Origin of the sequence: Jiella pacifica, from assembly GCF_010500815.1 — a bacterium.
Classification (GTDB): Bacteria; Pseudomonadota; Alphaproteobacteria; order Rhizobiales; family Rhizobiaceae; genus Jiella; species Jiella pacifica.
Genome location: NZ_JAAAMG010000001.1, coordinates 267,909 through 293,977, shown reverse-complemented (window position 1 = coordinate 293,977; position 26,069 = coordinate 267,909). Strand labels below are relative to the sequence as shown.

Genomic DNA, 26,069 nt, shown 5'->3' with positions numbered 1-26,069 from the left:
GACCCGCCGCGGCGGCAGCGCCGCGTGTCTCAATCCTCCCGGCCATAGCCGACCGCCTCCCGCTTCTCGCCCCGTGTCAGGAATTCCGCCGCCCCAACCCGCGCCCAGAGCGCCTCGCGCTCCGCCGAAAGCCCCTCGACGGCGTCGAGATCGATCGACAGCCTCAGCCCCGGCTCGCCGAGATGCGCGCCGAGCCAGGCGCCGAGCGCGCCGGTGATCCGTTTGACCAGCGGCAGCACGGTCAGACGGTAGAGCCCGCGATTGGCTTCGGCATAGTTCGAGTAGGTGAGGTCCCCTGGGATCCCGAGCAGCATCGGCGGCACGCCGAAGGCCAGCGCGATGTCCCGCGCCGCGCCGTTCTTCGCCTCGATGAAGTCCATGTCCTTCGGCGTCAGCGCCATCGCCTTCCAGTCGAGCCCGCCTTCGAGCAGCAGCGGCCGGCCCGCCCGGGCCGCGCCGGAATAGCCGGTCTCGAGCTCGCTCTTCAGCCGGTCGAACTGGTCGGGCGACAGGTTGCCGCCGCCCTCGGCCTTGTAGATCAGCGCCCCGGAGGGCCGAGCCGAATTCTCCAGGAGCGCCCGGTTCCAGCGAGCCGCGGCATTGTGGAGGTCGAGGGCGTTCTGCGCCGCGCCGAGCGGCGGAAAGCCGCGATGGTCGGCAAGCGGATGAAACAGCGCCAGCTGCAGGATCGTCGCCGGCTCGCCGCCCGGACCTTCCGCAGAAATCCGCCGGACGCTCGTCCCCACCCGGTATTCGTAGGCCTCCGGCCAGCCGTCCGCCCCCTCGATCAGCCGGACCCTGTCGGGCCTCAGCGGATGCAGCGCCCGCACCTCGCCGTCGATCAGCGCTGCCTCCACATAGGCATTGCCGGACAGGAGCAGATGGCCGCAGATCGCCTCGACGAAGGCCGCCCCGTCGGTCATCGGGTTCGGCCGCCTGAACAGCTCCAGCAGCCGATGTTCCGTCACCTCGTTCTCACCGTCATGGAGCAGCAGCGGAATCGCCGCCGCCGCCTCGCTGATCAGTCTGACGGAACGATAGGCGACGGGGTTCTGCATGAAGCCGGCCCGCGACAGCGCCGCATAGGAGCGCTCGACCCATCCCCCGTCGCCGCCGCCGGTAAAGACCAGCGTCCCGGCAACCGTGGCGCTGGATTTCCGTTCGGCAGGCGCCGCAAGGGCACCCTCGCCCGGCGGGCGGGAGGCCGCACCGAGCCAGCCCGCGATCGTTCCCGCAAGTCCCATGTGTCGCTCCGATGTTCTGGAATGCGTTCCGGAAGCTGGCCATTTGCGCGGCCGGTAGTCCGTCTGCGCGGGCGCCCCGGCGCGCGGCGGGCCTCACCGGCACACACCGCTCACCCGCCGCGCCTAACGCCCTCCCCCTCAAAGCCCCCGGATCCGCGGCGCCTCGCCACCGCCGGCCAGCGCGTTCACCGCCCAGACCAGCGCGTCGAGCCGGTCCGGCGACCGCCCACCCGACAATCCGTCCGCCCCGAAATCCGCCATCTCGTCCTCGAGCTCGGGAAACCGTCCCGCATGGCGCACCCGCCCCCGTTCGTAGAGCGCGGCGACGGGCTCGGCCCGCAGCCACTTGCCGCGGCTCGCCCTGACGGCCTGGAACGGCGTGTCGGGGCTTGCCGCCCGGATCACCGCCTCGACCATGTCGCCGCCCTGGTTCACCTCGGCGACGATCCGGTCGGCCTGAAGCGCCTGGTAGAGCCCGATCGCGGCCCCCGCCCATTCATGCGGCTTCGCCCGCCGCCGGCTCTTGTCGGCAAGGACGTAGATCGTCCCGTCGGCGCCCCGCCCGGCCGCGACGATGCCGCAGGCGTCGGATCGCTTCGTGGATGTCGCCGGTGGGTCGATCGCGACGACGATCCGCTCCAGCTCGCCCGGCGCGTCGCAGCGTTCGCGTTCGATCCGCGCGATGTCGAACAGCGCGTCCTCGCGGACGCTGAGAATCTCGCCGTCGAGTTCCTGCCGGCCCAGCCGTGTGCCGCCATAGCGCTGGCTCATCGCGGCGAGGAAGCCCGGCGCGAGGTTCCCGGCGTTCTCCGCCGTCTTCATGTGCGTCGTCGCGGTCTGCGGATCGGCCATCAGCCGCTTCAGGAGCGGGATCGGCCGCGGCGTCGTCGTGAACAGCGCCCGCGGGCTTTTCCCCAGCCGCAATGCCAGCTGCAGATTGTCGAAACACGCCTCGCCCTGCACCCATTTCGCCAGCTCGTCGCCCCAGGCGAGATCGAACTGATAGCCGCGCAGCGCGTCCGGGTCCTCGGACGAAAAGATCTGCGCGATCGCCCCGTTGGAAAACACCAGCCGCCGCCGGCTCGCCTCGAAGACCGGACGCGGATGGCCGGCGACGGCGAGAAGCCCGCTTTCCCCGTCGATCATCACCTCCCGGGCGTCGGCAAGCGTCTCGGCGAGGAGGCCGATCCGCATATGCGGCCGGTCGGCGAACGGGCTCTCGCCCACCGCCATCGCCCTGATCCATTCGGCCCCCGCCCGCGTCTTGCCGGAACCCCGCCCGCCGACGATCAGCCATTGCCGCCAGCCTCCCGGCGGCGGCAGCTGCGAGGGGCGAGCAACGTCGATCCAGGGAAGAACCGCCGAGCGCTCCAGCACCGCTCCCTTCTGGCGCCCGATCAGCTCGTCCGTCTCGCTCCAGAACTCCGTGTCGGTCAGTGGCCCCTCGTCCTCGCCGAACGGCTCCTCGTCTCCGTTACCCGCCATCGGCGCCTCGGCCGGCGGCCTTCGGCCCCGGCTTGGGGCCGCGCCCCTTCGTCGTCTTGGCGGTGGCTGGCTTCGGATCCGTCTCGCCGTCACCGGCAAACAGCCGCGGCCCGCCGATGCGCCGCGCATCCAGCGAGCGCAGCCGGCGCATGAATTCCTCGCGCAGGCGCAGCGTCTCCGTCTCGTCGTCCCGGCCAGCGCTGGCCTCCAGGACGCGCAGTTCCAGCAGCTTCTCCAGCGTCCGCGTCAGAAGGCTGAGCGCGTCGGCCCGCTCCTTGAAGCTCCCCCGCGCCTTCGATCTCGCCGCCGGCGCACCGGCATCGTCGTCGACTCGCGCCCTCGATATAGGACCGTCGTCCTTATCCTCTCTCTCCAGACGTTCCACTTCGCGCATCAGCAGCGCGAACAACCGGTCCGACAAAAGCTCCGCCATCCGCTCTCCGAACCACAGCCGCCTCCCCCGCCGCAGCCGAACTCCGCCACGCCGGACCGGAAACGAAAAAGCGGCCCCGGTTGCCCGGCGCCGCCAACAGATTTTCGATGATGTTTGAACCCTACCCGACGACCGTCACGCAGTCAAGGAATATTTTCATATCTCTTTTCTGACGATGCACGACCAGCCTGCTCGGTCCCATCGTCCTCCGCCGCCTCCAGCGCGTCCACGTCCTCCCCCGGCCAATCCGCCAGGTGGTCCTCGTAATCCTGCAGTTCCATGCCCTCCTCGCTCACCGTCCGGTCGCGCACGGACACGCCGGCCTGGTGCACTGTGTCGCGGTCGCCAGAGACGAGGTGGTGCCACCAATAGAGGTCCCGCCCCTCGGAAACGAGCCGGTAGGCGCAGGAGGGCGGCAGCCAGGTAAGCGAGCGCACGGCCTCCGGCGTCAGGCCGACGCAGTCCGGCACCACCTCGTGCCGGGTCTCATATTGCCGGCAGCGGCAGGCATGGCCGTCGAGCAGCCGGCAGGCGACGTCGGTCCAGGCGATCTCGCCGGTGTCCCAGTCCTCCAGCTTGTTGAGACAGCAGCGCCCGCAGCCGTCGCAGAGCCGCTCCCACTCGTCGGGCGACATCTCCTCGAGAGACTTCGCCTTCCAGTAGGGCACGGGATCGTGATCGGATAAGCCGTCGGACATCGGGAAACCATGCGGTGAATTTGAAGAATTTTCCGCGGCCTCGACCTATAACCGCGCTTGGGGACGACGTAAGATGACATCGATGGCCGCACAAGTCGCGGCCGCAAATGGCCATGGTGGTCGTGGGAGGGAGCGCAGTCGGCGCGCCCGTCCTGTGCGCGTGGCTCGATACGATTGGCTGGGCCGTGCAGAACGAGACGAATCTACCCCGAAAGCGCCGGCAGCCCTCGCGCCTCATCGAGGTCGATGCCTGGATCGATTCGAGCATCTGGCGGGCCTATCACGCTTTCGTCGCCTGGTGGGAAGGCGTCACTATCGTCTCGCGCAAGTTCCGCGCCCGCGGCGTCAACCGGGTGCTGGTGGAAGTCGCCTGCGAGGGGCTGACGCTCGGCCTCGTCGGCTTCGTCATTCTCTTCGCGCTCGCCCAACCGGCGATCAAGATGACCAGGAACGGCCTGCCGCAGGAGAGCGACTATTCGGTGCAGTTCCTCGACAAGCATGGCGAGGAGATTGGCCGGCGCGGCATCCTGCGCGCCGCCGCGGTGCCGATCGACGAGATGCCGGACAGCTTCATCAAGGCGCTGCTCGCCACGGAGGACCGCCGCTTCTTCGATCATTTCGGCATCGACTTCCTGGGCCTGATGCGCGCCATGACCGTCAACGCCCAGGCCGGCGGCGTCGTCCAGGGCGGCTCGACGCTGACCCAGCAGCTCGCCAAGAACCTGTTCCTGACCAACGAGCGAAGCCTCGATCGCAAGATCAAGGAAGCGTTTCTCGCTTTGTGGCTCGAATCGCATTACTCCAAGCGGCAGATTCTCGCGATGTATCTCGACCGCGCCTATATGGGCGGCGGCAGCTTCGGGGCGGCGGCGGCCTCCGAGTTCTATTTCGGCAAGAACATCCGCGACGTCTCGCTGGCCGAGGCGGCGATGCTGGCGGGCCTGTTCAAGGCGCCGGCGAAATACGCCCCGCACATCAACCTGCCGGCGGCCCGGGCCCGCGCCAACGAAGTCTTGACCAACATGGTCCAGGCGAACTTCCTGACCGAGGGCCAGGTGATCGCCGCGCGGCGCCAGCCGGCGACGGCGATCGACCGCTCCTCCACCCCCTCGCCGGACTACTTTCTCGACTACGCCTTCGAAGAGGTACAGCGCATCGCCCAGAAGAGCGGCATGAAGCAGCGCAACTTCACCGCCCGCACGACCATCGATCTCGACCTGCAGAAGCTCGCCGACGAGGCGGTGGAATACAACCTTCGCCAATACGGCAAGACCTACGACGTCGGCGAGGCGGCGATGGTGGTGCTCGCCTCCGACGGCAGCGTCAGGGCGATCGTCGGCGGCCGCGACTACGGTGTCTCGCAGTTCAACCGCGCGACGCGGGCGCTGCGCCAGCCCGGCTCGTCCTTCAAGGTCTATGTCTATGCGACCGCCATGCAGGAGGGCATGAAGCCGTCGGATACGATCGTCGACAGCCCACTCACCATCGGCAAGTGGTCGCCGCAGAACTACGGTCGCTCCTTCGCCGGCCGGGTGACGCTCGCCAACGCTCTGGCCCGTTCGCTCAACGTGCCGGCAGTCAAGCTCTACCAGAAGGTCGGCTTCGACAACACGGTGAAGACCGCCAAGGCCATGGGCATCGAATCGAATCTGCGCGGCGACAAGACCATGGCGCTCGGCACCAGCGAGGTGACGGTGATGGATCAGGCGACCGCCTATACCGTCTTCGCCAATGGCGGCATGAACCCCAACCGCCATGCCATCCAGCAGCTGATGGACCCGTCCGGCAAGGTGCTCTGGGACGCCCGCCACGACATGCCCGCCCGCCAGCGCGTCCTGTCGGAACAGGCGACCGGCTACATGAACGAGATGCTCGTCGGCGTGACCGAACGCGGCACCGCGCGCAAGGCGCAGCTCACGATGACCCGCGTCGGTGGCAAGACCGGCACCACCCAGTCCTATCGCGACGGCTGGTTCGTCGGCTTCACCGGCAATTACGTCGGCGCCGTCTGGTTCGGCAACGACAGCTTCGCCCCGACCAACCGCCTGACCGGCGGCTCGCTGCCGGCGCTGACCTGGCAGCGCTTCATGGAGGCGGCCCACAAGAACGTCGAGCTGAAGCCGATTCCATTCATCGAGAACCCCTTCCCCGCCAAGAGCGACAAGGTCGCGGAAGCCGGTGGGGACAGTTCCGGTCCGGCCGCCCCCGAGACGCTCTCCCGCAAGACCCAGGATGTTCTTGCCGACATCGCCGAGCAGTTCGATCAGATGAAGCCGCTCGATCCCGAACAGCTGGCGTCGGCCGCGTCCTCCGCCGGGGCGGCGGCGCCCGCCCGCAGCCAGTAGCCCGAATTTTCAAAGCCAGCGCCGGGCGATCCGATGCGTTTCACAGTCCTCGTCATGGTCGCGGTCGCCATTGCCCTCTATCTCGGTGGCTGGTCGGCCAAATGGGCCGTCCAGCAGTCGTCCGAGATCGGCACGGTGGTGGTCGACCATTGGCAGGCCAACCCCTTTTCCGGCGCACCCGATGCCGACCCCTATTCCAAGGCGCGCCTTGCCATGGTCGGCAATCTCACCCTCGGCATCGGCGAAGGCATCCAGTTCCGCAGCATCCGCGACGAACGCGGCCGCCCGCTGCGTCGCGAATGCACCTACGTGATGGTCGGCACGACGCCGCCGTCCCGGATCTTCACCCTCGCCGCGTACCTCCCGGAAGGCCAGCTGATACGGCCCTCCGCCGGACGCCCCGGCTGGCTCACCTCCAACAATCTGATGCGCAACGAGGACAATTCCTTCGAGATCGCCGTCGGGCCTTCCGCGCGGGCCGGCAACTGGCTGGCGACCGCGGGCTCGGGCGAGATGACCTTGGTGCTGTCGCTCTACGACACGCCGGCGAGCGCGGCGAGCGGCGCGTCGAGCCTGTCGCTGCCGACGATCCGGCGGGAGTCCTGTTCCGATGGGTAAGCTGATCCTGGCGGTCCTGATCGGCGTCGTGGGCGCCGGGCTGATCCACATCGCGGTGATCTTCACCGTGCCGGACGTCGCGAAGCGAAACGGTTGGAGCCGCCTCGCCGACATCGGCGGGCCCGATCAGGTGGTCCGCGTCGAGGCACTGACGACGAGCCCCGATCCGGCGCTCGTCACCACGACGAATTCGCCCGCCGGCGAGTTCGCCTTCGTCGATCCCGCCTTCATCACCGCCGGATGCCGTTTCTCGCTCGTCGACGGCCCGGTTCGGATCCACGCTCTTGAGGCCGGCAGGGCGTTCTGGTCGGCCTCGATCTACAATCGGCGCGGCGACAATCTCTACAGCATCAACGACCGCTCGGCAGTCGACAAGGTCCTCGATCTCATGGTCGGAACGAGAGAGCAGCTCGTCGACAGGTCGGCGAGCGAGGACGCGCCGCAGACGCAGATTCCCGTCGAGGTCGAAATGACCGAGGGCTACATGACGATCAGAGTTCTGGTCGACGAGGAGAGCAAGCGCCCGGAGGTCGACGATTTCGTTTCTTCGATCCGCTGCGATCCCGTGGCAGGCGACGGCACCCTCTCCAGCGATGCGTTCTCTCGCGAGTCCCCGGCGACGGGCGGCGGCTGATCCCCTTGATGCCGAGCGGCACCGAATGTGCCCGGCAGGCCCCAGCCGCTTTCTCGCCGCCTCGCTCGGAGAAGCCCGGCTTCGCTCCATCCATGGCGGCTGTCATGCCGAGGTGTCAGACGGCTTTCGGTTCGCGGGTCGAGGCGCCGTAGTGCGACGCAGCCTTGCCTTGATGAGGCGATGTCGACCCCGCGCCCGCCGGGAACGGCCGCCCCTCGGGCCGCTCGTAGCGAATGCAGGGGAGGATGACGATCTCGGCGCATCGCCCCGGGACTTCGCTTCGCCCTTCAGCCCTCTCCGGGCCCTCATAGCGTTTCTTCAGCCACACCACCCTGCCCATCTGCTTCCCCTCCTCGGCTGCGCTCCGGCGATCCTCGTCACGCCCCACACGGATGCTCACAGAACATCCCCCGAGGGTTAACAGCTTGCTAAGGAATCTTGCCTAAACCTATCCAAAGTCTTCGAGATCACCTCGACGTGACGTCGCGGCAACGCTCCGGAACCCGTTGTTACCGATTGCCGGCGGCACTCGCCGCGCAGGATCGGAAACCGGCCGGAGCACTGTCGGCCGACGTCAGAGCAAGTTTCAACGGAGCGACATGGTCGACAGGATGCCGCGCATCTTCCGGACGCTCGAAACCCGCGGGGGGCAGGTCGGCTTCGACACCATCGTCGAGGCGGCGGTCGCCAGCTTTCTCGCCTCCAATCGCCCGAGCCCGGCCCACACGGCCGACTTCGCACGGCTGGTGACCTCCACCTGGGCGAAACTGTCGCTCGAAGCGAAGCGGCAGCTGGCGATATCGCTGGCCACATCGCCACACGTCCCGCGTTCCGTCGTCGACTTGCTGCTGGTCGAACCTGCGGAGGTGTCGGCTCCGTTCCTGTTCTCCAGCCCGTGCCTGACGAAGGACGACGCAAGGACGATCGGTGCGACGCCGGATGCCGCTCCGGCCCCCGGTCCGCGGCAGCATGGGCCGGGTCCTGCGCTGCCGGTCAGGACGCCGCGGCCGCAAGGTCGGTCGCACTCACTGGCAGACGCCGCCGCTCAGCCGCCGCTGCAGAGCGCAGCGGCCGCCCGCGACGCCCTTCGCGCCCTGGTGCGGGCCAAGCCGCGGCGCCCGCTTCCGGCTTCCTCTTCCTCGCCGAACACGCCCCCGGTCGGCGCTTCCCGAGCACTGGGCGTCGAGGGGACCGCCGCTGCGCTGCTGCGCGAGGCGCGCGCCGGCAGGCCCGATCGCGCCCTCACCTTGATCGCCTCGTCGCTGAAGCTGCCGGCAGCCACCGTCGAGACGTTCGCGATGGACGGCGACGGCACGCCGCTCGCCGCCGCACTCAAACTTCTGGGCCTGACGGTCGCCGACGCCATGACTGTCATGATGATGGTGCATCGGACGGCTGGGTGCGACGTCGCCGCCTTTGCGCAGTTGCGCCGCCATTACGAGGACCTCTCGATCGAAAGATCCGCCGCCGCACTCGGCGTGAGCGATGTTCCCGCCCTTGCCGCCAGTCGGATACCGCCGCAGGCCGAGCACCAGCCGCTGTACGCCCCGGAAGCTCAGCGCCGCCCTGCGACCGCCGGACAGCAGACCGTCTTCGGCCGCCGCCGCAAGATGCCGTCAGCGATCGTTTCCAGAAACGGGCGTTGAACCCGAAAGCTCGGCAGGCCCTGGAGGCCCGGCTTCGCTCGTCGTCTCGGGCGGATGAAACGCCGACCCCTGGCTGTAGATCTTCGGATTGGGAAAGATCACGATCAGATTGTACTGCCAACCGGTGCTGAGTTCGCGCTTGAAGCGCAACTGCGTGCCCGCCTGTTCGAGATCGAAATCCGTCAAGCCCTCCAGCTTCTCCAACAGGCCGTCCGGCGCTCGCCACTGCAGCACGTCGAACAGCGCGCCGGTGATTTCGGCAATGCGCCTCGCGCCGCGTTTCGCCTTGGCCGCACTGTCGGCGACCAGCTTGACGCGAACGGTGGTGAGCGTATCGCGCTGATCTCCCCGCGCCATGACGAAGAGTTGCGGCTGCGAGGGAAGCGCCGGCTCGACCACGGCATCGGGATCGCTGGAGACGAGAGCGTCTTCTTCGCTTTCGCCCGTGTCCTCGCGCTCGACCCGCTCGCCCTCAGCCGTCGCGGTCGCATAGCACTCCCATTGTCCGTCGAGCAGCAGGCTTTCGTGCCAGGACATGAAGTCCGTGCCAGGGTCGATGGCCTTGCAGATTTTCTTCGGGCTCACCAGCGCGAGGCGCACCAGTTGCGGCGCGGCTCGCGTCGCCGGCGGCGTCAGGAGACGAGGCGAGCCGATGACCGCCACCTGTGTTTGGGCCTCGGCCTTGTCCGTCGATGCTTCGTCGCCCGCCGCGGGGTCCCTCTCGACGTTCCCCGACGCTTCCGGCCGGGCCGGCTGGCTGAAGACCGCCCCGGTCTCCGCTGCCCGCTTGAACCGTTCACCGAGCGAGCCGCCAGCGTCGCTGTTGAGGAACACGACGATCAGGCCGCCGGCGATCACCAGGGCGACGAGGCCGAGGCGCGTGACGAGGCCGAGGACCTCCACGACGTCGAAGCCCTTCTCCGCCGGCGAGCTGGTCGAGATTGGAGCCTCCCAGGTCGTCCTCTCGCGCTTCGTTCCGCGTGGCAATTCGGCGCGTCGCCGCCTGACCGTCGCTCTGACGGCGCCGAAAGGCGCTTTCGCCAGCCCTGCGACCTTCGAGACGACTGCCGCAGCACCCAGCGGCGCTCCTCGGCGCTCCCGCTTCGCCGCCACGGTGCCCGACCACAACGTTCGCGACAGCGACGCGACCCCGTTTCGGACTGCGGTCCCTGCCGCATCGAAGCCTCGATCCCAGCGCCTTCTCGCCCCTCTGGCCCTCGTCGCAGTGCCGGAGGACAGGTTTGACGCCAGCCGTCGTCCCCTCCGCCACACAGCCTTTGCCGGCACGGCCAGGCGCCGCAGAACGCGCGAGGCGCGCGTGGGTTCGGCCGAAGACACTCTCGTCCGCTTCGACCGCGCCAGGAGGGTGCGTGCCTTGTGCAATGACACTTTCAGGGGCATGTCGGTTTCAGCGCCCGTGTTCGCTCGTCCGTCCGCAACCACGACTTACGCCTGGCGGGAGATTATGGCAAAAGCCGACCATTCCGAAGACCATCCCGGCACCGTCTCGCAGCGCCCGTCGATCGTCCTCTTCCAGCCCGACATTGCCGGCAACACCGGCACGATCCTCCGCCTCGCCGCCTGCTTCGGTCTGACGGTCGAACTCATCGAGCCGGCCGGCTTCGATGCCTCCGACCGCGCCCTGAAACGCGCCGGCATGGATTACCTGGCGATGGCCAGCCTCAGGCGTCACGACGACTGGACTGCCTTTCTCCGCGACCTCGAATTCAGGCCCGGCCGCCTCGTCCTTCTGACGACGAAGTCCGAGACCGCCTACACCGATTTCGCCTTTCGTCCGAGCGACCGGCTGCTGTTCGGCCGGGAAAGCGCCGGCGTACCGGACGCCGTCCACGAACATGCCGACGCGCGGCTGACGATCCCGATGGCCGAGGGCGCCCGCTCGCTCAATCTCGCCGTCTCGGCTGGCATCGTCGCGGCCGAGGCCCTGCGGCAGCTCGGATGGCGGCTCGATGGCTGATACGGGAGCGCGGCTCTTCGATCACAAGTCGGGCTGTGGCGCATTTGCGGGCGCGAGGGGAGATTGCAGGGAAGGTCCCTCCGACTCTCCCTCGTAAATCCAGATTGCGCCGACCACCGCGAGCAGAAACACCACGAGAAGCACCACTTGGAGCTTTTGGCTGGATTGTCGGCGCTTGGAATATTGCTCTTCCGGCCGCATCCTCGTCCTCCCCCTCGCATCGCCGGACTAGCCCGGAAGTTTAATTAATCTTTTGTTAACCATACTCTTTTAACCTTCTCATGGCGAGAGTGCGCAAGCGACTCGCCAAGTCTCTGAGCTCGGGATTCAATCCTTTTCGAGGCGTATTTCCATGAAAATCCATCTCGCTGTCGCCGCCGGCTTGCTGGTGGCCGCGATGCCGGCTGTCGCTCAGGCAGATTGGCGAACCCTGTCGGAGGACGCCATCGAAACGGCGACTTTCCAGGGCTGGCAGGCCTCCCTGCGCGAGGCCGATGCCGTAGCGGCGACGGCCCGCCAGGACGGCGCCCTCCCGCCCGTGGAAACCGCTGCAGATGCGGCAACCACGCCGGCTGGCGTCGCCGATGCAGCATCCGCCCCGACATCGCCCTCGAACGAGGCGGCGACGGGAACCGAGGCCGTCGCGGTCACCGGTGACCCGGATCTGACGATCGCCAGCCCCTCCTATTCGACGGACTTGCCCGACGAGGCAGGGCTGAAGACGGTGGACGAGCCATCGCAGCCCGATCCATTTCTGATCCGCCTGCAGATCCTTCTCGATCGTGCCCACGTCTCGCCGGGAGTGATCGACGGCTTCGACGGCGAGAATACCCGCAAGGCGATCGCCGCCTACGAAGCGTTGCGCGGCCTTCCCGAAGACGGCGAGGTCGATTCCGATCTGTGGGTGATCCTGTCGCTCGATCAGGGCAAGGCAACCAAGACCTACGTGATCACTCAGGACGACGTCGACACGAAATTCGTCGATCGCATCCCGGACGACTACGGCGAGCTCGCGAAGATGGAATGGCTCGGCTTCAAGTCGCCAGTCGAAATGTTCGCCGAGCGCTTCCACATGGACGAGGACCTTCTCGTTGCCATGAATCCCACCGCCGATCTGACAGCGGTCGGCACGCAGATCCTCGTTCCCGACGTCGGCGACGCGCCGACGACGAAAGTGGTTCGCATCGTCGTCGACAAGGCCCGCGGCGAACTCGTCGCCTACGACGCCGACGGCAACGTCGTCCTGATGGACCCGGCGACGATCGGATCGGACGACACCCCCTCCCCGACCGGCCTCGTCACGGTGACGGCGATCGCCGAGAATCCGACCTACAGCTACAACCCCGCCAAGAACTTCAAGCAGGGCGGCAATGACGGCCCGCTGACGATCCCGCCCGGCCCCAACGGACCGGTCGGCTCGACCTGGATCGCCCTTTCGAAGCCGACCTTCGGCATCCACGGCACGCCCCATCCGAGCCTGATCGACAAGAGCCGCAGCCACGGCTGCGTCCGGCTGACCAACTGGGACGCGGCAGTCTTGACGAAGCTCGTCCAACCCTCCGTGACGACGGTCGAATTTCTGGAAGCGCCGGCGCCGCTCATCGCGGTGAAGTAGTCTCGGACGCGCCGGCCCAAGGGCCGTCAGCAGATCAGACTGTCCGCGAGGCGCAAAGCTGTGCCTCGATCGCGGCCTTGTCGATGATCGACCAGACGCTTGTGATCTTCATGGCATTGAATTCGTAGAAGACATTCTCTGCAAACGAGACGTGGCGACCCGCCACTTTCAAGCCGAGGAATTCCCCCTTGGGCTCACAGTCGAACAACAGTCGAGCCGCGACGCGGGCCCCCTCGCAGACCAACAGATCGATCTGGAAACGCAGGTTTGGAATGTCCTCGAAATCCTTGACGAGCATCTCTCGATAGCCGGAAAGCCCGAGGCGGCGACCATTGTGCCGGACGTCGTCGTCGACGAAATGTCCGAGCCCCGCCCAGTCCTGTCGGTTCAGGCAGGCGATGTAGGACCGGTAATGCTCTGATAGCGCAACCTCGGCCAATGCGAATTTTCCTTTCACTCGTCGGCGGTCAGCTTGTATGGGCGAAGCCGGCCTGGCCATGCACGAACCGTGCGGCCCGGCGCAATCGATCGATGTCCGCCAGCGGCAGGAGAGGGTTTGGCGTCAGAAATTTCTCCGGCTGAGGCGCGGCGGATCGCTCTCACCGCGCAAGGGTTCAACGCGCAGGATCGGGAAGCGATCGTCACGCCCGCCCGGCTCCGCCGGACGATCGCGCAGCTCGGTCTCCTGCAGATCGACAGCGTCAACGTCCTCGTGCGCGCCCATTACCTGCCGCTGTTCTCGCGGCTCGGCAGCTACGAACGCGATGTTCTCGACCAGATCATGGTCGAGCGCCCGAAGCGCTTCTTCGAATATTGGGGCCACGAGGCATCGCTCCTGCCCGTCGACTGCCACCCGCTGTTGCGCTGGCGAATGGAGCGTGCCCGCCGCGGCAACGGGATCTGGCGTCAGCTGGAGCCCTTCGCCACGGCGCGCCGCGGGGAATCCGACGCGATGCTCGCACGCATCGCCGCGGAGGGCCCTCTCGCGGCCTCCGACGTCGCGAGCGCGGCGGCGGGCAGAGGCATGTGGGTCTGGAGCGAAGCCAAGCACGCGCTCGAATGGCTGTTCTGGGCGGGGCTCGTCGCGGCGACGCATCGGCGCGGGAGCTTCGAGCGGGTCTACGACCTTCCCGAGCGCGTCCTGCCACGCAAGGTGCTGGATCTGCACACTCCACCGGATGTCGACGCACAGCGCGAACTGATCGCGCGGGCGGCCCGGGCGCTCGGCATCGCGACGGCGGACGACCTGCGCGACTATTACCGCCTGCCCGCCTCCGACACGGCCCTGCCCATCCGACAACTCGTCGAGGACGGCACGCTGAGGCCCGTGCGCGTTCGAGGCTGGCGGCAAGACGCCTATCTCCACCGCGACGCGCGGGCCGGGCGGAGGATTGCCGGACCGGCTCTCCTGTCCCCCTTCGATCCGCTCGTCTGGCACCGCGGCCGCACGGAGCGGCTGTTCGGCTTTCGCTACCGCCTCGAAATCTACACGCCCCGGCACAAGCGCGAGCACGGCTACTACGTCCTCCCGTTCCTCCTCGACGGTGCCTTGGTGGCCCGCGTCGATCTGAAGGCCGACCGCAGGGCCGGAACGTTGATCTTGCTTCAGGCGACCCTCGAGCCAGGCGCGCCGCAAAACACCATCGACGCCTTGCTCGAAGAGCTGCGCCGCATGGCCACCTGGTTGGACCTGGAACATGTCGGCACCGAGCCGCTCGACATCATCGCTGCAGCGGGTTCGGCGCATCGGTGAGGTCTGTCGCCCTGCCATGGGCCGCCCTTTTCAATCCGCCGTCGGGAGCCGCCGCATGGTGAATTCGATCCGCTGATCGGGGAGCTGGCGCCAGCTCTCCACCTGCGTCCAATAGGCGGCTTTGGGAAATTTCTCGAACCACTCGCGCGCCTTCTGCCGCGCCTCGTCGCGCTCCATCGTGTAGGTCTCGCGCACGAAGCTGTCGCGCGGCGGGCGTCCCGCGTCGCCCTTCCCGGCCTGCGACAGATGATCGCGCCGGTTTCTCAGCTGCCGCTTCAACCCTTCCAGCGGAGGTCGGCCGAGCCGGGACATGGGGACTCCCAACGAAAGCGGGTTCTTATCGATCGACACGCAAGATAGTGTCGTCTCGACGAAATGACGAATCGGACGGGTCCGGCGCGAAAGCGCCTTGCTGTGGTGGCCGGCGCGGAACGCTCGATCGCGAGCGTCCGGCCACGCCCGGGAAGGCAAGAGCAGCTCGAACGAGCCGCCGACCATCCGGGGGGACGGACGACCACCATGGAAAAACCAGATCTGCCGCAGGGCCTGCCGGACGACATCGAGCGCAAGAAGGCGATCGCCAGGGCCTGGTTCGAGGCCCTGAGGGATCGCATCTGCGCCGCCTTCGAGACGCTGGAGGACGAGTTCGGCGAAGACGTTTCTGCCGAGCCGGGCCGCTTCGAGCGCACCGAGTGGTCCCGCGAGGGAGACGGCGGCGGCGGCGTGATGTCGATGATGCGCGGCCGGCTGTTCGAGAAGGTGGGTGTCCACGTCTCGACGGTGCATGGCGAGTTCTCGCAGGAATTCCGTCAGCAGATCCCCGGCGCCGAGGAGGATCCGACCTTCTGGGCCTCGGGCATTTCGCTGATCGCGCATTTGCGCAATCCGAACGTTCCCGCCGTCCACATGAACACCCGCATGGTGGTGACCACCCGCCAGTGGTTTGGTGGCGGAGCCGATCTGACGCCGACCCTCGATCGCCGGCGCACGCAGGACGATGTCGACGCAGTCGCCTTCCACCGGGCGCTGAAATTCGTCTGCGACCGGCATCGCCGCGTTGCCGACTACGAGAAGCTGAAGGAATGGTGCGACGAGTATTTCTACCTGCCGCACCGCGACGAGCCGCGCGGCGTCGGCGGCATCTTCTACGATTGGCTGCACTCGGCCGAGGATGCCGGCGGCTGGGAGGAGGACTTCGCCTTCACCCGCGACGTCGGCAAGGCCTTTCTCGTGGTCTATCCCCACATCGTCCGGCAGAATGCTGTGCTTCCCTTCACCGAAGAGGATCGCGAGGAACAACTCGTGCGACGTGGCAGATATGTCGAGTACAACCTGCTCTACGACCGTGGAACACTGTTCGGTCTCAAGACCGGGGGCAACGTACAGTCCATTCTGTCTTCCATGCCGCCGATAGTTAAATGGCCTTGATCTATCGACGCGACTGCAAAAATTTTCTGCTGCCAGATTGAACCGCTATATATTCCAAGTCGTTTCACCCGCATATATCAGCATGAAACGAAATGGGAGGTAACGATGTTCGAACTGGATTGCAGTGCGGTATTTCCGGGATGCGAGCGGGTCATTCGGGCCGACAGCGAGGCAGGTGTCATCCGCCGCGCCATCGCCCAGGCCAATGCTCTCGGCATTGATCGGATCAGCCCGATGATGATGGACACCATGCGACAGCGCATCGTCGAGCTGCCGGCAGCGGCCGAACGGGCCGCCTGAGCATCCCGAATCGACACGACGGATCGGACGGCGGCACCACTGGTGTCGCCGTTTTCGTTTGTCTTCCAAAGATCTGGCCGCCCCGCCGCTGCGATACGCACAAATGTGATCACGCCGTGAAGAGCCCTGTCCGCCAGCGAGCGGGAGGACTAATCGCTGGCGATTGCGTCAGCCCTCGTCCGCGGACCCCGCTTGGGCAAGGAGCTCTTCGCGCCCGAGCTTGAACCCGCCATCAGCCCAGAGCCGTTTCAGCCGCTCGATCTCCTGCCCGAGTTCCGGCCCCGGCACGAACCCCTTGGCCTTGAGATCGCCGCCGTTCAGCGGAAACTTCGGCGCCTCGAATGCTTGGACGACCGCCAGCCGCGCCGAGAGCTTCGCCACGGTCTCCAGCGCCGCCGCGTCCTGACCGACCTTGCCTTGCCAGACGACGAGCGCCAGCCGCAATCTGTCTTCGGCCGCCTGCCTGTCGCCGAAATAGAGCCGGCTCCTCAGCGCGGCGTCGCTTTCGTCCGGGTTGGTCGACGGCTCCTTGGCGAAGGCGAGCAGCCTGTCACGCTCCTGGTTGGCGAGCTTTAGCCGCCGCGCCAGCTCGTCCAGCCGGTCGGGGTCCGGCGGGACGATCGCCATCAGGCGCAGTAGCGGGTCCGGCTGCCAGCCGCGTCCGGCTTCGGTCGCGACAAGGGGGTGGATCGTATCGATGCCCCAGCGTTCGCTCTCAGGCAGGACCGCCGTCAGAACGCCGGTCTGCCGCATCCAGAGGAGCGCCCGCGAGGGATCGGGCGCCGCAAGGAGCTTGCGGGTCTCGTTCCACAGCCGTTCGGCAGAAAGCCGCGTCAGCGCGTCCTTCAGCCGCGTCGCGGCGCGCAGACCGTCGGCGTCCGGTCGCCCCCGCCCGTACCAGGCAAAGAAGCGGAAGAACCTCAGAATGCGCAGGCCGTCCTCGCGGATCCGCTGCTCCGCATCGCCGATGAAGCGCAGTACTCCCCGCTCGATGTCGGCGATCCCTCCAACGAGATCGAGGACCTCGCCCGCAGCGTCGACATAGAGCGCATTGATGGTGAAGTCCCGGCGTTCCGCGTCCGCCTTCCAGTCGCGGCCGAAGGAGACCACCGCGTGGCGCCCGTCGGTCTCGACGTCGCGCCTCAGCGTCGTCACCTCGTAGGGGCGGCCGTCGGCAATCACCGTGACGGTGCCGTGGTCGATCCCGGTCGGCACGGTCTTCAGCCCGATCGCCTCGGCGCGGCGGATCGTCTCTTCCGGCAGGGTCGTGGTGGCGATGTCGATGTCGGTGACCGGTCGCTCCATCAGCGTATTGCGCACCGCGCCGCCGACCACCCGCGCCTCTTCGTCGCCGGCAGACAGCGCGGCCAACAAGGCCTGCAGCCGCTCGTCCTGCAGCCATTCGGCGGAGATCTTGGTCATGCGTAGTACCGTTCGTAAAGGGTTCTCAGAATGCCGGCGGTCACGCCCCAGATGAAGCGCTCGCCGAACGGCATCGTGTAGTAGTGGCGGACGAGCCCGTCGAATGTGCGGCTCTCCTGCCGGTGATTGGCGGCGTCCATCAGGAAGCCGAGCGGCACTTCGAAGATGTCCTCGACTTCCGCCGGATTCGGATGAAGCTCGAAGCCCGGCGTCACGATCGCCACCACCGGGGTGATGCGAAAGCCGGTCGTGGTCAGATAGCGCGGGAGCCGACCGATCGGCTCGACGTGAGAGGAACGAAGGGCGATCTCCTCGAAGGCCTCGCGCATCGCCGCCTCTTCCGCCGAGGCGTCCGTATCGTCGACCGCCCCGCCTGGGAAGGCCACCTGGCCGGAATGCTTGCGCAGCGAGCGCGTACGGGTCGTCAGGATGACCGTCGCCTCCTCGCCGCGGTCCACCACGGGCACGAGCACCGCCGCCTCCCGCGAATCCGATTTCGCCATCTCCGCGACGAGATCGGGATTGAGCCGATGGTCGCCGAATTCCGGTGCCGTTCCCGCCAGCGACGTCTCGCTGCCATCGTCTTCCCGGCGCGCCATGATCCGGGCCCTCAGATCGACGGCCGTCAGCCCCGGCCGAATTGCCGCGGTCACGCGACCCCCGTCGGCAGATCGAACCGCGCACCGCTCGACATGACGAAGAAGCCCCGCTCGTCCTCCTCGACGAGATCGGCAAGGTCGATGGCGAGCGCCCGGGTCAGAGCCGCCTCGAGCCGTCCGCGAACCAGGAGATAAGGACGGAATGCCTCGGTTTCGGCGGCAAAGCGCAGCGGTTGCTCCGCCCCTGCTTCGACGACGTCCCCGACGTCGGTTCGAAACGTCAGCACCTTGTCGCCCACCCGTTCCTCGCGGCTCATCTCCACCGCCAGGAACGGCGCGTCCTCGACGGTGATCCCGAGCTTTTCGACCGGCGTGACGAGATAGGTCCGGCCGTCCTCGTCCTTGCGCAGCACCGAGGAGAACAGCCGCTTCAGCGCCTCTCGCCGAATCGGCGTTCCCTGGTAGATCCAGGTTCCGTCGGATCTGATCACCATGTCGATGTCGCCGCAGAAGTCGGGGTTCCACCGCTCGACCGGAGGCGCACCCTTGCCCGCCCGTTCGGCGCGGGAGATCAGGGCCGAGAGGCTCACGCTCATGTCAGTGGCTTGATTCGTCATGCGTTCCGCTTGCTCGTCCTCTGGAGGTCGACGGCAGCCCGTCTCACTTTCGCCTGCCTTCGCCCTCACGAAATAGTTGGCCCTCGGGCGCTTGCCACCGGGATTTGCCATCGTATTGATTGAAAAGCCCGTACGATCACGCCGGCCATCGAGGATTCGCTTGGCGGCATGAGATTTCGGTTCCGGCATTGGAGATCACCACTCATGACGATTTTGACGCCGCAGGAGTCGCGCCTCAGCGAAGGTGAGATCGTCCGCCTTGCCGAAGCGGCCCTTGCCGACATTGCCCGGGTGCGGAAATCCGTCGGCCGCGTCATCTTCGGCCAGGAGAGCGTCGTCGAGCAGACGGTGATCGCCATTCTCGGCGGCGGCCACGCGCTGCTCGTCGGCGTGCCGGGCCTTGCCAAGACCAAGCTCGTCGACACGCTCGGCATCGCCATGGGCCTCGATGCCCGGCGCATCCAGTTCACACCGGATCTCATGCCGTCCGACATCATCGGCACCGAGGTGATGGATCAGGACGAGACCGGCCGCCGCTCCTTCCGCTATGTGAAGGGCCCGGTCTTCGCCCAGCTCCTGATGGCCGACGAGATCAACCGCGCCTCGCCGCGCACCCAGTCCGCCCTTCTCCAGGCGATGCAGGAGTACCACGTCACCGTCGCCGGCGAGCGCTACGACCTTCCCGCTCCCTTCCACGTTCTCGCGACCCAGAACCCGCTGGAACAGGAAGGCACCTATCCCCTCCCCGAGGCCCAGCTCGACCGCTTCCTGATGCAGGTCGACGTCCACTATCCCGATCTCGCCTCCGAGCGGCGCATCCTGCTGGAGACCGGCGGCGACGAGGATCGAGCCGAGGCGGTGCTGACGGCGGAGCGGCTCCGCGAGATCCAGGCGTTGGTGCGCCGCATGCCGGTGCCCGAAAGCGTCGTCGAGGCGATCCTGTCGCTGGTCCGCTCCGCCCGTCCCGGCAGCGGCCACAAGGAGGCCGACACCCACATTGCCTGGGGTCCCGGCCCCCGCGCCTCGCAGTCGCTGATGACCTGCGTCCGCGCCCGGGCGCTCTACGAAGGCCGCCTCGCGCCCTCGATCGATGACGTCATGGCCCTCGCCGAACCGATCCTTCAGCACCGCATGGCGCTCAATTTCGCCGCACGGGCCGAGGGCATGAGCGTGCGCGACGTCATCGCCTCGTTGAAGCGCGACGTCGCTTGATCGGGGAGCTGGCTTGATGCCGATCGGCTCCTCCGTCGAGCTCACCGACGCACCGGACGCCCTCGTCCGCGCCCGCCAGAGGGCCGTCCTGATGCCCGATCTCCTGGTCGATGCCCAGCGCATCGTCTCCACGGTGATCGCCGGCTGGCATGGCCGCCGCCGCCGTGGCATCGGCGAGGACTTCTGGCAGTTCCGTCCCTTCGTCGAGGGCGAGCAGGTCTCACGCATCGACTGGCGACGCTCGGCCCGGGACGACCATGTCTATCTTCGCGACCGCGAGTGGGAGGCCGCCCATACCGTCTGGCTGTGGGCCGACCCCTCGCCGTCGATGCGCTACCAGTCCACCCAGGCGCCGGTTTCCAAGGAGTCGCGCGCCCTCGTCCTCGTCCTCGCTTTGGCCGAGCTGCTGTCCCGCTCGGGCGAACGGATCGGCTATCCCGGCGTGATCGAGCCGATCGCCGCCCGAAATGCCGCCGAGCGCCTCGCCGCCGCACTGATGAACGATCGTCCCGAACATCGATTCGCCCCGGACGACCGGCTGCGCCGCTTTTCGGAGATCGTCATCGTCAGCGACTGCCTCGATCCCCTCGACGATATTCTCGCCTTCGTCGACAAGGTCGGCCGCCGCGGCATCAGGGGTCATCTCGTCATGATCGCCGATCCGGCGGAGGAAACCTTTCCCTATGCCGGGCGCACCGAGTTCCGCGATCCCGAAGGCGGCGGGCGGCTCACCGCCGGCCGGGCGGAAACGCTCAGGCAGGAATATACCGAGCTTTATCAGGCCCGCCGCGAGATCCTCGCCGATCATTGCCGCCGGCTCGGCTGGAGCTTTGTTCCCCATCGCACCGACAGGCTCGCCTCGGAGGCGCTGGTGGCGCTGCACACCCGGCTTTCCGGCATGACCCAGTCGGCGGGACACCGCTCGTGATCGGCGGTCTCGCGCTCAGTTTCGGCGCCCCTTTCGTCCTGGCCGGTCTGCTCGCGCTGCCCGTCATCTGGTGGTTGTTGAAGCTGACGCCGCCGCGCCCGCAGGTCGAGACCTTTCCGCCCCTGCGCATCCTGCAGCGTGTCCTGAAGAGCGAGGAGACGCCGTCGAAGAGCCCATGGTGGCTGACGCTTCTGCGGCTGCTGCTCGCCGCCCTCGTCATCTTCGCCCTTGCCGCGCCGACCCTCAATCCGCGCGAGACGGCGATCGCGGGTTCCGGGCCCCTCGCCCTGCTCGTCGACAACGGCTGGTCCTCCGGCGGCAATTTCGATCAGCGGCGCCGCGCCGCCGAGGAGATCATCCGCCAGGCGGGCGAGGCCGGCCGGCCCATCGCGATGGCGTTCTCGGCGGAAGCCGCCGGCGACGACGCCACCCCGGTCGAGGCCGCGACGGCGCTGGAGCGTCTCGCCGCCGCCCAGCCCCGGCCCGTGCCGACCAACCGGCTTGCGGCCGCAAGACGCATTGCGACGGCGCTCGAAGGTCAGCGACCGGGTACGCTCGTCTTCCTGTCCGACGGGCTCGATTCTTCAGATGCCCGTGATGCCGCCACCGCCCTCGCCGCCCTCGCGCCCGGTCAGGCGATCGTCTACGAGCCGTCGGTCGACGGCGTCGTCGGCCTGACCAATGCCGACAATTCGACCGAGGCGCTGGTCGTCTCCGCCGTGCGACCCGCGGACGTGCCGGCCGGCGCCTTCACCCTCGTCGCCCGCGATCAGCAGTCGCGCGAGATCGGCCGGACGCCCGTCGATTTCTCGGCCACTGACGGCACCGGCGAAGCGCGCTTCGCCATTCCCGTCGAGATGCGCAACGACATCGCCCGCATCGAGGTCGACGGCGCCGATACCGCCGGCGCGGTCCGGCTGCTCGACGACAGTTTCCGCCGCCGCCGCGTGGCGCTCGTCTCCGGCGAATCCTCCGACGACGCGCAGCCGCTGCTCTCGCCGCTCTACTACATCACCCGGGCGCTCGAACCCTTCGCCGATCTCGTCCGTCCGTCGACAGCCAATCTCGCCGAGGCGATCCCCGAGATGCTCGAGCGCAAGCCCTCGGTCGTCGTTCTCGCCGACATCGGCGTCCTGCCGGAGGAAGCGCAGGCCGCGGTGGCAAAATTCGTCGAGGACGGCGGCTATCTCGTCCGCTTCGCCGGCCCGCGGCTTGCCGCCACCACCGGCGAGGACCCGCTGGTGCCGGTTCGCCTGCGCGCCGGCGAACGCCAGCTCGGCGGCGCCATGTCGTGGTCTGAGCCGCAAAGGCTCGCGGCGATGAGCGAGACGAGCCCCTTCACCGGCATCGCCGTGCCGGAAGACGTGACGGTGTCGCGCCAGATCCTCGCCGAGCCCTCGGCCGATCTCGGCGAGCACACCTGGGCGAGCCTTGCCGACGGCACGCCCCTCGTCACCGCCCGCGGTCAGGGTGCGGGCACCATCGTCCTCTTCCACGTAACCGCAGAGGCGACCTGGTCGAACCTGCCGATCTCCGGCACCTTCGTCTCGATGCTGCGGCGGATCGTCAGCCTGTCGCGCGCCAATGCCGGCGCGCCGGAGGGCCAGACCGCGGCCGACAGCCTGCCGCCCTACCGCGTCCTCGACGGCAGCGGACGTCTGGTCTCGCCGGGCCCGGAGGCGCAGCCGCTCTCGCTTGCCGCCGATGCCGCCCCGCCCGTCAGCCTGCAGAACCCGCCCGGCCTCTACGGCAGCGAGGATGGCTACGTCGCCCACAATCTCCTCGGCCGTGAAGCCCGGCTCGCATCCCTGCCCGCCCTCGACCTCGGCGCGGCCACCGAAGCGCGGTCCTACGCCAATGACGACAGCCTCGATCTGCGTCCGTGGCTGTTCGCCGCCGCGCTCGTCCTCTTTGCTCTGGATGCCTTTGCCATGCTCTGGCTGAATGGCGGTTTCGACCGCTTCAAGGGCCGGCTCGCCGGTCGCTCGGCCGGCACCGCCGTCTCGATCGTCCTCCTCGCATTCGTCGGACTGGGAGCAGCGGGGGCGATCCTCATGCCGACCGGCGCCGTCGCTCAGAACAGCGCACAGACCGCCGAGCGACCCGAGGGCTTCGACGTCCAGCGCGCGATCGAGGCGACGTCGGAAACCCACCTCGCCTATGTCGAGACCGGCGATGCATCGCTCGACGACCGTTCCCAGGCCGGCTTGCGGGGACTGTCGCAATACATCGCCGCCAAGACCGCGCTGGAGCCCGGCGCACCGATGGCCGTCGACATCGCCACCGACGAGCTCTCCTTCTTCCCGCTGCTCTACTGGCCGGTGGACGCCGATGCGCCCATGCCCTCCGAGGCCGCGATCAGCCGGGTCGATGCCTATATGAAGCAGGGCGGCACCGTCCTCTTCGACGTCTCGGACGACGCCTTGTCCTCTCTCGGCAATTCCGTCTCGCCGGGCCAGCGGCGGCTGCGCGACATTCTCGGCGATCTCGACATCCCGCCGCTCGAACCGGTGCCCCAGGACCACGTGCTGACCAAGGCGTTCTACATCCTCAGCTCCTTCCCGGGCCTTCATTCCGATTCGCCGCTCTGGGTGGAATCGCTCGTGCCGGATGCCGAGGGCAACTCCCGTCCCGCCCGTGGCGGCGACGGCGTCTCGTCCCTGATGATCACCTCGAACGACTTTGCCGGCGCCTGGGCCGTCGATGATCGGGGCCTGTTCCTATACCCCACCGATTCCTCCGACCCGTCCCAGCGCGAATATGCCTACCGGGCCGGGGTCAACATCGTGATGTACGTCCTCACCGGCAACTACAAGGCCGATCAGGTCCACGTTCCGGCACTGCTCGAAAGGCTCGGCCAATGAGCTGGTCCATCGCCTTCGATCCCTTCTTCTCCTGGATCGTCCTTGCGGCCCTCGCCGTTCCAGCGGCGATCCTCGCACTCGTCCTTCTCATCGCCCGCACGCCCGGCGCCTTGGTGCGCGTCGTGGCGATCGCAGCGCTCATTCTGGCGCTCGCCAATCCGGTGATGCTGCGCGAAGAACGCGATCCGATGAAGAGCGTCGTCGCCCTCGTGGTCGATCGCAGCCAGAGCCAGTCGATCGGCGAGCGCACCGCCCAGACCGACAAGGCCGAGGCGGCGCTGCAGGCGAGCCTCGCCCGCTTCCCGGAGTTCGAGGTGCGCACCGTCGAGGCGAATTCCGCCGGCAGCCCGTCGGACGGGGCGACAACTGCGCTCTTCGGCGCGCTTTCCGATGCCTTGAAGGATGTCGCGCCGGCCCGCGTCGCCGGCGCCGTCATGGTGACCGACGGCGAAATCCACGACATTCCCGCCTCGGCCGACAGGATCGGCTTCGACGCGCCCATTCATGGTCTCGTCACCGGCCACGACGGCGAGTTCGACCGGCGGATCGAGGTTCTGAACAGCCCCCGCTTCGGCCTCGTCGACGAAGATCAGCGGCTGACCTATCGGGTTGTCGAGGAAGGCGCCGGCGCCGGCCAGACGCCGGTCCCGGTGCAGGTCTTCCTCAACGGCGATCTCGTCTCGCGCGAGCAGGCGACGCCCGGCACGGACGAGACCGTCACCTTCCGCCTGCCGCGCGCCGGCAAGAACATCCTCGAACTGTCCGTCGCCCGCGACGACCGGGAGATCACCGGCGTCAACAACAAGGCGATCGCGGTCATCGACGGCATCCGCGAGAACCTTCGCGTCCTTCTCGTCTCCGGTGAGCCCCATGCCGGCGAGCGCACCTGGCGCAACCTCCTGAAGTCCGACGCCACCGTCGATCTCGTCCACTTCACCATTTTGCGTCCGCCGGAAAAGCAGGACGGAACGCCGATCGACGAATTGTCGCTGATCGCCTTCCCGACCCGCGAATTGTTCGTCGAGAAGATCAGCGACTTCGATCTGATCATCTTCGACCGCTATCAGGAACGCGGCGTCCTGCCCTCGCTCTATTTCGACTACATCGCCCAATATGTCGAGAACGGCGGCGCGATGCTGATCGCCTCGGGCCCCGAATATGCCGGCAACGAGTCGATCGCGCAGACGCCGCTGCAGTGGATCCTGCCCGCTTTGCCGACCGGCCAGGTCGAGGAAAGGGCCTTCCATCCCGAAGTCTCCGACCTCGGAAAGAAGCACCCGGTGACGCGCAACCTGCCGGGCTCGAATACTGAGCCGCCCGACTGGAGCCCCTGGTTCCGCTCGATCGACGTCTCCGATCCCAAGGGCGAGACGGTGATGACCGGTCCCGACGCCAAGCCCCTCCTCGTCCTCGACCGCGTCGGCGAAGGCCGGATCGCCCTCCTCCTGTCGGATCAGGAATGGCTGTGGTCCCGAGGCTTCGAGGGCGGCGGCCCCCATGTCGCGCTGTTTCGCCGGGTGGCTCATTGGCTGATGAAGGAGCCGGAGCTCGAGGAAGAATCCCTCGACGCGGAGGCGAGAGGGTCGGATCTCGTCGTCACCCGCCAGACCATCGGCGACGATCCGGGCCCGGCAACGGTCATCACCCCCTCCGGCAAGGCTGAAAACCTGCCGCTCAAAAGCGTCAGCCCCGGCCTTTGGGAAGGCGTCCTCGAAACCGACGAGATGGGGCTCTTTCAAGCAGCGAACGGTGAACTCCGCGCGCTCGGCACAGTCGGTCCGGTCAATCCGCGCGAATACCGCCAGGCGATCTCGACCACCGAGAAGCTCCGGCCGATCGCCGAGGCGACGAGGGGCAGCGTCCGTCGCATCGGCAGCGAGGGCACCACCGACGTGTCCATTCCCCGCATCGTCCCGATCAGCGGGCGGGCCGACGGCGATGGCCGCGACTGGATCGGCCTGAAGACCACGGACGAGACGATCCTCAAGGGGGTCGACCGCACCCCACTCTTCGCCGGCTTCCTCGGCCTTGCCGTGCTGCTTCTGGCGCTCTCGGCCACTTGGTATCGCGAGGGGCGTTGATGCATATCGGCCCTTGACGGCGGAGGCGCCACGGCGCCGATGCCTTCGCAGGGTTCGAATTCTCCTGGCGTTTTCGACACGGGTCCGTGATCGGCCGGGCATTGCTGCCGTCGATCGGTCTCTGCGTTGACCCAAGAATGCTTCGACCAGCCGCGGGACCAGCCCATCA

Annotated in this window: 23 protein-coding genes; 13 read left to right on the top strand and 10 right to left on the bottom strand. The window is 67.7% G+C overall.

Features of this window, described 5'->3' with window-relative positions; all coding sequences use genetic code 11:
• Positions 1-29: 29 nt before the first annotated feature.
• The 4 genes from GTK09_RS01345 to GTK09_RS01330 all read right to left on the bottom strand — a co-directional run bounded on the left by GTK09_RS01345 (position 30) and on the right by GTK09_RS01330 (position 3,860).
• The gene (locus tag GTK09_RS01345) at positions 30-1,244 is read right to left on the bottom strand and encodes a phage portal protein (protein ID WP_163460677.1); all 1,215 of its coding nucleotides are present in this window, start codon (positions 1,242-1,244) and stop codon (positions 30-32) included.
• 138 nt (positions 1,245-1,382) lie between these two features.
• On the bottom strand, positions 1,383-2,729 hold the full coding sequence (locus tag GTK09_RS01340; protein WP_163460676.1) for a DNA-packaging protein: 1,347 nt from the start codon (positions 2,727-2,729) through the stop codon (positions 1,383-1,385).
• Positions 2,719-3,162 carry a hypothetical protein gene (locus tag GTK09_RS01335; RefSeq protein WP_163460675.1) on the bottom strand — a complete coding sequence of 148 codons (444 nt, stop codon included), beginning with the start codon at positions 3,160-3,162 and terminating at the stop codon, positions 2,719-2,721. Before GTK09_RS01335 ends, GTK09_RS01340 begins: the two co-directional genes overlap by 11 nt.
• A 143-nt stretch (positions 3,163-3,305) precedes the next feature.
• Positions 3,306-3,860, bottom strand: coding sequence for a YcgN family cysteine cluster protein (locus tag GTK09_RS01330; RefSeq protein WP_163460674.1), 555 nt, complete (start codon positions 3,858-3,860; stop codon positions 3,306-3,308).
• Between the two features lie 185 nt (positions 3,861-4,045).
• Here GTK09_RS01330 and GTK09_RS01325 point away from each other — a divergent pair, with 185 nt between their 5' ends.
• The 4 genes from GTK09_RS01325 to GTK09_RS01310 all read left to right on the top strand — a co-directional run bounded on the left by GTK09_RS01325 (position 4,046) and on the right by GTK09_RS01310 (position 9,103).
• Positions 4,046-6,205 (top strand): transglycosylase domain-containing protein, encoded by a 2,160-nt coding sequence (locus GTK09_RS01325; RefSeq protein WP_312869543.1) that lies wholly within the window; start codon positions 4,046-4,048, stop codon positions 6,203-6,205.
• A gap of 33 nt (positions 6,206-6,238) precedes the next feature.
• Complete coding sequence (locus GTK09_RS01320) at positions 6,239-6,823, top strand: DUF1214 domain-containing protein (RefSeq protein ID WP_163460673.1); 585 nt, start codon at positions 6,239-6,241, stop codon at positions 6,821-6,823.
• Positions 6,816-7,457 (top strand): DUF1254 domain-containing protein, encoded by a 642-nt coding sequence (locus GTK09_RS01315; protein WP_163460672.1) that lies wholly within the window; start codon positions 6,816-6,818, stop codon positions 7,455-7,457. Before GTK09_RS01320 ends, GTK09_RS01315 begins: the two co-directional genes overlap by 8 nt.
• Before the next feature lie 611 nt (positions 7,458-8,068).
• On the top strand, positions 8,069-9,103 hold the full coding sequence (locus tag GTK09_RS01310) for a DUF2336 domain-containing protein (protein ID WP_163460671.1): 1,035 nt from the start codon (positions 8,069-8,071) through the stop codon (positions 9,101-9,103).
• Here GTK09_RS01310 and GTK09_RS01305 read toward each other — a convergent pair.
• Positions 9,074-10,090 (bottom strand): DUF6030 family protein, encoded by a 1,017-nt coding sequence (locus GTK09_RS01305; protein ID WP_163460670.1) that lies wholly within the window; start codon positions 10,088-10,090, stop codon positions 9,074-9,076. The genes GTK09_RS01310 and GTK09_RS01305 overlap by 30 nt on opposite strands.
• A 478-nt stretch (positions 10,091-10,568) precedes the next feature.
• Between GTK09_RS01305 and GTK09_RS01300 the strand changes: the two genes are divergently transcribed.
• Complete coding sequence (locus tag GTK09_RS01300; protein ID WP_163460669.1) at positions 10,569-11,081, top strand: tRNA (cytidine(34)-2'-O)-methyltransferase; 513 nt, start codon at positions 10,569-10,571, stop codon at positions 11,079-11,081.
• 352 nt (positions 11,082-11,433) lie between these two features.
• A complete protein-coding gene (locus GTK09_RS01295; protein ID WP_246217629.1) occupies positions 11,434-12,696 on the top strand; it encodes a L,D-transpeptidase family protein in 1,263 nt (420 codons plus the stop codon).
• Between the two features lie 34 nt (positions 12,697-12,730).
• Here GTK09_RS01295 and GTK09_RS01290 read toward each other — a convergent pair whose 3' ends face one another.
• Positions 12,731-13,195 (bottom strand): ester cyclase, encoded by a 465-nt coding sequence (locus tag GTK09_RS01290; protein ID WP_163460668.1) that lies wholly within the window; start codon positions 13,193-13,195, stop codon positions 12,731-12,733.
• Between the two features lie 57 nt (positions 13,196-13,252).
• Between GTK09_RS01290 and GTK09_RS01285 the strand changes: the two genes are divergently transcribed.
• Positions 13,253-14,449, top strand: a complete 1,197-nt coding sequence (locus tag GTK09_RS01285; RefSeq protein ID WP_163460667.1) for a winged helix-turn-helix domain-containing protein — start codon at positions 13,253-13,255, stop codon at positions 14,447-14,449.
• Positions 14,450-14,479: 30 nt separating this feature from the next.
• Here GTK09_RS01285 and GTK09_RS01280 read toward each other — a convergent pair whose 3' ends face one another.
• A complete protein-coding gene (locus GTK09_RS01280) occupies positions 14,480-14,761 on the bottom strand; it encodes a hypothetical protein (RefSeq protein WP_163460666.1) in 282 nt (93 codons plus the stop codon).
• Positions 14,762-14,968: 207 nt separating this feature from the next.
• Here GTK09_RS01280 and hemF point away from each other — a divergent pair, with 207 nt between their 5' ends.
• Positions 14,969-15,877, top strand: a complete 909-nt coding sequence (hemF, locus tag GTK09_RS01275) for an oxygen-dependent coproporphyrinogen oxidase (RefSeq protein WP_163460665.1) — start codon at positions 14,969-14,971, stop codon at positions 15,875-15,877.
• A gap of 105 nt (positions 15,878-15,982) precedes the next feature.
• Positions 15,983-16,177 (top strand): DUF1059 domain-containing protein, encoded by a 195-nt coding sequence (locus GTK09_RS01270; protein ID WP_163460664.1) that lies wholly within the window; start codon positions 15,983-15,985, stop codon positions 16,175-16,177.
• 168 nt (positions 16,178-16,345) lie between these two features.
• On the opposite strand, the gene GTK09_RS01265 is transcribed toward GTK09_RS01270, so the two are convergent.
• The 3 genes from GTK09_RS01265 to GTK09_RS01255 are packed head-to-tail and all read right to left on the bottom strand — an operon-like array spanning position 16,346 to position 18,815.
• Positions 16,346-17,599 carry a CCA tRNA nucleotidyltransferase gene (locus tag GTK09_RS01265; protein WP_163460663.1) on the bottom strand — a complete coding sequence of 418 codons (1,254 nt, stop codon included), beginning with the start codon at positions 17,597-17,599 and terminating at the stop codon, positions 16,346-16,348.
• Complete coding sequence (locus GTK09_RS01260) at positions 17,596-18,198, bottom strand: CoA pyrophosphatase (RefSeq protein WP_163460955.1); 603 nt, start codon at positions 18,196-18,198, stop codon at positions 17,596-17,598. Before GTK09_RS01260 ends, GTK09_RS01265 begins: the two co-directional genes overlap by 4 nt.
• A 50-nt stretch (positions 18,199-18,248) precedes the next feature.
• Positions 18,249-18,815, bottom strand: a complete 567-nt coding sequence (locus tag GTK09_RS01255; protein WP_163460662.1) for a DUF1285 domain-containing protein — start codon at positions 18,813-18,815, stop codon at positions 18,249-18,251.
• A gap of 204 nt (positions 18,816-19,019) precedes the next feature.
• Between GTK09_RS01255 and GTK09_RS01250 the strand changes: the two genes are divergently transcribed.
• Genes GTK09_RS01250 through GTK09_RS01235 form a run of 4 tightly spaced genes read left to right on the top strand, consistent with a single transcriptional unit; the run spans position 19,020 to position 25,900 of the window.
• Positions 19,020-20,027 (top strand): AAA family ATPase, encoded by a 1,008-nt coding sequence (locus GTK09_RS01250; protein ID WP_163460661.1) that lies wholly within the window; start codon positions 19,020-19,022, stop codon positions 20,025-20,027.
• Positions 20,028-20,040: 13 nt separating this feature from the next.
• The gene (locus tag GTK09_RS01245; RefSeq protein ID WP_376767928.1) at positions 20,041-20,955 is read left to right on the top strand and encodes a DUF58 domain-containing protein; all 915 of its coding nucleotides are present in this window, start codon (positions 20,041-20,043) and stop codon (positions 20,953-20,955) included.
• On the top strand, positions 20,952-23,819 hold the full coding sequence (locus GTK09_RS01240; protein ID WP_312869535.1) for a DUF4159 domain-containing protein: 2,868 nt from the start codon (positions 20,952-20,954) through the stop codon (positions 23,817-23,819). Before GTK09_RS01245 ends, GTK09_RS01240 begins: the two co-directional genes overlap by 4 nt.
• Positions 23,816-25,900, top strand: a complete 2,085-nt coding sequence (locus GTK09_RS01235) for a hypothetical protein (RefSeq protein WP_163460659.1) — start codon at positions 23,816-23,818, stop codon at positions 25,898-25,900. The genes GTK09_RS01240 and GTK09_RS01235 overlap by 4 nt, the downstream gene beginning before the upstream one ends.
• The last annotated feature ends 169 nt before the right edge of the window (positions 25,901-26,069 follow it).